This window comes from Mycobacterium sp. (assembly GCF_050701675.1).
Taxonomy (GTDB): Bacteria; Actinomycetota; Actinomycetes; order Mycobacteriales; family Mycobacteriaceae; genus Mycobacterium.
Map to the genome: position 1 here is coordinate 1 of NZ_JBOGDD010000293.1, position 5,997 is coordinate 5,997.

6 protein-coding genes, 1 tRNA gene and 1 pseudogene are annotated in these 5,997 nt (G+C 66.0%); 1 reads left to right on the forward strand and 7 read right to left on the reverse strand.

The window, feature by feature from the left end; all coding sequences use genetic code 11:
- The 3 genes from ACRDUX_RS08675 to ACRDUX_RS08685 all read right to left on the reverse strand — a co-directional run.
- The coding region (locus ACRDUX_RS08675; protein ID WP_526412941.1) for an MFS transporter at positions 1-439 on the reverse strand (439 nt) is incomplete at its 3' end.
- 185 nt (positions 440-624) lie between these two features.
- Positions 625-1,326, reverse strand: a complete 702-nt coding sequence (locus ACRDUX_RS08680) for a GntR family transcriptional regulator (protein ID WP_526412943.1) — start codon at positions 1,324-1,326, stop codon at positions 625-627.
- Between the two features lie 49 nt (positions 1,327-1,375).
- Positions 1,376-2,176 (reverse strand): N-acyl homoserine lactonase family protein, encoded by an 801-nt coding sequence (locus ACRDUX_RS08685; protein ID WP_526412945.1) that lies wholly within the window; start codon positions 2,174-2,176, stop codon positions 1,376-1,378.
- A 272-nt stretch (positions 2,177-2,448) separates the two neighbouring features.
- On the opposite strand from ACRDUX_RS08685, the gene ACRDUX_RS08690 reads away from it, so the two are divergent.
- Entirely contained in the window at positions 2,449-3,174 is a 726-nt protein-coding gene (locus ACRDUX_RS08690) for an SDR family NAD(P)-dependent oxidoreductase (protein WP_526412947.1), read from the forward strand.
- 68 nt (positions 3,175-3,242) lie between these two features.
- Here ACRDUX_RS08690 and ACRDUX_RS08695 read toward each other — a convergent pair.
- From ACRDUX_RS08695 to ACRDUX_RS08710, 4 genes and pseudogenes are all read right to left on the reverse strand, one after another.
- Positions 3,243-3,316: transfer RNA gene (locus tag ACRDUX_RS08695), tRNA-Pro, on the reverse strand.
- Between the two features lie 313 nt (positions 3,317-3,629).
- Positions 3,630-4,733, reverse strand: coding sequence for an L-cysteine desulfhydrase Cds1 (cds1, locus tag ACRDUX_RS08700; RefSeq protein ID WP_526412949.1), 1,104 nt, complete (start codon positions 4,731-4,733; stop codon positions 3,630-3,632).
- Positions 4,730-5,701 carry a metallophosphoesterase gene (locus ACRDUX_RS08705; RefSeq protein WP_526412951.1) on the reverse strand — a complete coding sequence of 324 codons (972 nt, stop codon included), beginning with the start codon at positions 5,699-5,701 and terminating at the stop codon, positions 4,730-4,732. The genes cds1 and ACRDUX_RS08705 overlap by 4 nt, the downstream gene beginning before the upstream one ends.
- Positions 5,702-5,773: 72 nt before the next feature.
- Positions 5,774-5,997 (reverse strand): annotated as a pseudogene (locus ACRDUX_RS08710) (hypothetical protein); the annotation flags it as partial.

Consider the following 5,997-nt stretch of genomic DNA (forward strand, 5'->3'; position numbering starts at 1 on the left):
GGGTCGACTCGACGAGGAACGCCGCGGAACCCGTCCACTCGCCGCCGGCCGACAAACCCTGCACGCATCGCAGCAGCACGAGAAGAAAAGGCGCTGCTATGCCGATGGTCGCGAAGTCCGGAAGTACGCCGATCAGCGTCGTCGCGGTGCCCATCGCGACGACCGAGACCGCGAGTTGCACCCGACGGCCGTACTTGTCGCCGATCGGGCCGAGCACGAAGCCGCCAAGCGGGCGCATGACGAACCCGACCGCGAATACCGCAAGCGACGACAGCAGCGCGACGAACGGCGAGGTGTCCGGCGGGAAGAACAGTGTTCCGATGATCGCCGCAAAGAATCCGTAGACAGCGAAGTCGAACCACTCCATGAAGTTTCCGATGCCGACGGCGAGCACGATGCGGAGGCGACTCGGAGGAGCCCCCGTCGTTGTTGCATTCACGCGAGCGACCTCCTCGTGCTCTTCTGCGTCCGACGCGTCAAGTGACCCCGAACCTACCCGAAGATTGTATGACAGTCATTCAATCTCTGGTTTTCGCGGGGTCGTCACGAGATGCCGCCGTGGTCTGGGCGACGTAGCGAGAAGGGAGCATCGAGAAGGGGACTTGGCAAGAAGGGGAGCCGAAGTCAGGCGACGCCGTCCTTCAGGCTCGACAACGCGGTGCGGGCCGCCGCGCGGATGTGCGCGGCCGTTAGCGCCGAGGCGCGGGAAGCGTCCCTGGCGGCGATTGCCTCGACGATTGCCCGCAGCTCGCCGACGGTGGTGCGCGCTCGCCCCGGTTCGCCGAGGGACGTCGCGCGCAGGACCTGCACGCGGGCCTGGATGACCTCGAGCAGCTGCTGCACGGCATTGGCCGAAGCTCCAGCGATGAGTACGACGTAGAACCCGTTCTTCGCCGCCAGAATCTCGCGCACCTCGGCGCCCGAATCGACGACGGCCGCGAATGCTTCGACCGACCGCCCGAGCTCCGCCACCTGCCCATCGCTGGCTCGCTCGATGAACCGCTGCACGATGAGCGACTCGAGTGAGGCACGCACCTCGTAGAGATCGATGGCGTCGTCCAGCGATGGCACGCTGACGATCGCGCCGCGCTGGGGCACGACCGTCACCAGCCCTTCCGAGGCGAGTTCGCGCAACGCCTCGCGGATGGTGGTGCGCGAGACGCCGAGGCTCTCGATGAGCTCACGCTCGACCAGTCGCTGGCCTGGCATGAGCTGAAGGTCGATGATCGCCTGTCGCAGCGTCGCTATGACCTGCTCGCGCAGAGGCGCAGCGGTGCGACCGACCGGCTCAGCCGACCACGAACCGGCGAGCGAGTTACCAGGCATGTCGTCCAGACTAAGCGTCGACTACGCAATCGGTACTGCGTCAAGGGGCTCAGGCGAGCACATTCGCGACCGCGGCGGCTCGCCCCGGTGCGGCCGGGTAGCGGTCACGGACGCGCGCGTCATGTCCTGGGATGACGGCGGCCCCGGTTTCGGCCGCGAGGCGATTGATGAAGGCGAGGCCCTCCTTCATCTGGTGAAGGTCGGTGAACGCGAAGAACGGCCATTCGTTCTCGATCTGCTCGTAGAAGTGGGCGGCGTCGACCGCGAGGATCAGGCCGCCATCCGCGGTCTCGATGCGCACCAGCAGCTCTCCAGGACAGTGCCCACCGATGGGATAGACCGTGATTCCCGGGAAGACCTCCGCCTCCTCCGAGATCAGCCGCAGCCGTCCCTCGTCGCGCGCCTTGCGTACCGGCTCGAGGTTCTCGGCCGTGGTGAATTCGCCATCCAGGCTGCCGGCCTCCCACTTACCGAACCAGTAGTCGTACTCGGCTTGGCCCGAGACGATCTGCGCGTTGGTGAACAGGCGCAGCTCGCCGATGTGGTCGTAGTGGAAGTGCGAGGTGATGACCATGTCGACCGTCGTCGGATCGACGTCGACGAGTTCGAGACCGACGGGCGGCGGAGTCACGCTGATCTCGCCCAACCAGTCCCGCGCCGGGATGTCGTAGCCGGTGTCGACGAGGATGGTCTTCTCCCCGGCGCGCAGCACCCAGAAGTTGTAGTCCATGTCCAGGTCACCGTCGGGCAGTCCGTACTGGGCATAGTCGTGGAGCACGTCGCTGCGGCGGACGACTCGCTCGCCGTACTTGACCTGCCAGACACTGATCGGTCCGCATTCCTCCGTCACGGGAACTCCTTGTCTCAAGTGGTGCGTCCGGTGTCTCTGGATCGAGTCTGGCGAGAGCACACGCGCCAGCGCAGCGATCATATGACCGTCATACAAAACGCACAATGACCGGTTGTGCGACGCATGTTGGTCGTTGACAAGGGATCGGCGGGCGAGATTAGAATCAAAAATTGTCAGACAGTCCGACAATATGGGCGACCTTCACTGCGTCGCTACCTCAACTCCTCAAGCCCGGACCACCTCAAGTCCGGACCAACCGAAGGGAAGCACTCGTGGGACGACTCGACGGCAAAGTAGCCCTCATCACCGGAGCCGCACGCGGACAAGGACGCGAAATGGCCGAGCTCTTCGTGCGCGAGAACGCGACGGCCGTCTACTCGGCGGACGTTCTGGATGCCGCCGACACGGACGACAGCACGGTGACCTTCCTCAAGATGGACGTGACCAAGTCCGATCAGTGGAAGGCCGTCATCGAGAAGATCGTGGCCGAGCACGGCCGGATCGACATCCTCATCAACAACGCCGCGATCTGTCTCTACGAGCCGATCCTCGAGACGACGGACGAGATCTACGACCGCGTGCTCGACATCGACCTCAAGAGCATCTTCTACGGCATGAAGACGGTATTGCCGCACATGGTCGAGGCGAAGAAGGGCTCGATCATCAACGTCTCGTCGATCTGGGGCCTCGCCGGAGTGCCCAGCTCGTATGCGTATCAAGCGGCCAAGGGCGCGATCCTGAACGTCAGCAAGAACGTCGCCGCGACGCACGGCCCTGACGGCGTGCGGTGCAACTCCCTGCACCCGGGTTACATCCTCTCGCCCATGAACGAGCACCAAGCTCCCGACATCAACGCCGCGCTGATCGCGGGCACGGTGCTCGGCCGCCCCGGCGAGGCGATCGAGACGGCGTACGCCGCGCTCTTCCTCGCAAGTGACGAAGCCAGCTACATCACCGGCACGTCGCTGGTGGTGGACGGGGGATACCTCGCCCCCTAGCGCCGGGCCTCAACGCAGAAAGCCCCGGCCGGTAGAACCGGCTAGGGCCTCTGGTCTGCTCAACGCGGTCGGGGTAGCGGGATTCGAACCCACGACCTCTTCGTCCCGAACGAAGCGCGCTACCAAGCTGCGCCATACCCCGCGTGAAGCCTCGCCAGCGTATCGCACCGGGACAGTGCGAAGCCAAACGCCCGGCCCGGGTTATGGGCGCTCGACAGTGACCGCGATCGCGATTGGCGCAGCGCCGTGTGGGTAGACCAGGGACACGGATGGGCGCACTGGAATGGAAGTGGCCGTCGTAGGCGTTGTAGCCAGCAAGTTCGATCGAGATCATTCGATCGCGAATCACCGAGGAGAGGCATTCACATGACCGCGTTGGGAGCCGCAATCTACTTTGGATTGTTCGCCATCGCCGCCCTGTGGCTGTTCCTGACGTCCGATCGTTTCGGCCGGGGTCAGGCCCAGCGACCCGAGCGCTCGAATTCGTGGAGTGCCGCAGTCGATTCCGACGGGTCCAGCCCACGGCTGGTGAGCCACTCCGCGTCGAAGTAGGTGTCGCTGTAGCGGTCGCCACTATCGGCCAGCAGCGTCACCACCGACCCACTGCGCCTCTCGGCGATCATTTCGGCCAGCAGGCCAAAGGCCCCCCACAGGTTGGTGCCCGTCGAAGGCCCGACCTTGCGGCCGAGGACCGCGCTGACGTGATGCGCCGCCGCCACTGAGCTGGCGTCGGGCACGATCACCATCCGGTCGATGACGTCGGGGAGGAACGACGGCTCCACCCTTGGCCTTCCGATGCCCTCGATCCGCGACGACCGGCCAATGACGTCCCGTCGGCCCTGCGCGTACGAGGGAAAGAACGCCGAGTTCTCCGGGTCCACCACGCACAGCCGGGTGTCGTAACGCCGGTAGCGCAGGTATCGACCGATCGTCGCGCTGGTGCCCCCGGTGCCCGCGCCGACGACGATCCACTCGGGAATCGGGAACCCCTCGTCGTGCATCTGGTCGAAGATCGATTCGGCGATGTTGTTGTTGCCGCGCCAGTCGGTGGCGCGTTCGGCGTTGGTGAACTGGTCGAGGTAGTGCCCGCCGGTCTCCTCCGCAAGCCGCTCGGCCTCGGCGTACACCTGCGACGACTCCGCTACGAAATGGCAACGGCCGCCTTGTGATTCGATGAGCTTGATCTTCGTGGCACTGGTCGACGACGGCATCACCGCGATGAACGGCAGACCAAGCATGGCGGCGAAGTATGCCTCCGACACGGCCGTCGAACCCGACGACGCCTCGATGACCGTCGTGTTCTCGCCGATCCAGCCGTTGCACAGCCCGTAGAGGAACAGCGACCGCGCGAGACGATGCTTGAGGCTGCCCGTGATGTGGGTCGTCTCGTCCTTGAGATACAGCTGCACGTCCACCCCGTCACACCAGGCCGACGGCAGGGGGTACCGCAGCAGATGGGTGTCGGCGCTACGCCGCGCGTCGGCCTCGATGAGTCGAACCGCGTTGTTCACCCATTCGCGCGGGTAGCGGCGGACGGCGACCGAGGTCCAGGTCGTCACCGTACCGATACTGCCGGATGGGACACGCCCGCCCTGCTGCCGAGGCTCCCGCCTCCGGTGGGCGCTGCCACCAGCGTCAACAGCGTCGCCTCCGGTCTGCAGCAGAACCGGTAGGGGGCGTACGGAGACGTACCGAGCCCGGCCGAGACGTGCAACTGCATGTTGGCGCCCCAGCGGGACGGCCCCTTGACCCGGGACGGGTCGATGTCGCAGTTGGTGACGATGGCGCCGTAGAACGGCACGCAGAGCTGTCCGCCATGGGTGTGGCCCGCCATGACCAGTTGGTATCCGTCGGCGGCGAAACGGTCGAGCACGCGGGTGTACGGCGAGTGCGTCAGGCCCAGCGTCAGGTTGGCCGCCTGGCTCGCAGGGCCCGCGATGGTCTCGTAGCGGTCGCGGGACAGGTGGGGATCGTCGACGCCCGCCACGGCGATGAGCTGCCCCTTGACCTCGATCTCGCGACGGGTGTGGGTCATGTCCAGCCAGCCGCGCTCGGTGAACGCCGCACGCAGGTCCTGCCACGGCAGCGGCTTGCCGGTGACGCGGTGTGACGGCTTGAAGAGGTAGCTCGTCGGGTTCTTCGGCGTCGGGGCGAAGTAGTCATTGCTGCCGAAGACGAAGAGGCCCGGCACCGAGAGAAGGTCGCTCAGGGCCTGCACCACTGATGGCACGGCCTTCGGGTGGGCCAGGTTGTCACCCGTGTTGATGACGAGGTCCGGCTCCAGACTGGCGAGCTCGCGCACCCAGGCCTGCTTGCGACGCTGTCCCGGCGTCATGTGGAAGTCGCTGAGGTGCAGCACCCGCAGCGGCGAGGATCCCGGTGTGAGGACCGGCATCGTCGTCTCCCGCACCACGAACGCATTGCGTTCGATCAGCGTCGCGTAGGCGATTCCCGCGGCCAGCGAACCGGCGGCCGTCGAACAGGCCAGGGTGGCGGATTTCTTCACAACCGTCGAACGGGCGAGCATGAACGCAGCCTACTGCCACTTCGTCGCGGTCACCGCCGGTCTCAGGAGCGCGTTAGGAACTCCACATCCCGTTTACGGCGGTGGCGGCGGCGGCGGCCCAAGCACCGGGACCGTGATGGGAGGCAGGCCGGGAATCAACACGACCGTCGAGCCGACCGGGGCGGGGATGGCATTGGGGTCGTTGGGGTCCAACGGTGGCAGCCCGGGCGGAGGTGGCGGCGGTGCCGGGGCGATGCCGTTGCTCACCTGAATGGTGATGATCGACCCGGGGACCGTCTGGCCGGACGGCGAAGTGC

What these genes read in the sequence shown, in the direction of transcription:
- ACRDUX_RS08680 (WP_526412943.1), bottom strand. Translation starts at nt 1,326, where the DNA reads ATGCCTGGTAACTCGCTCGCCGGTTCGTGGTCGGCTGAGCCGGTCGGT.
- ACRDUX_RS08705 (WP_526412951.1), bottom strand. Translation starts at nt 5,701, where the DNA reads ATGCTCGCCCGTTCGACGGTTGTGAAGAAATCCGCCACCCTGGCCTGT.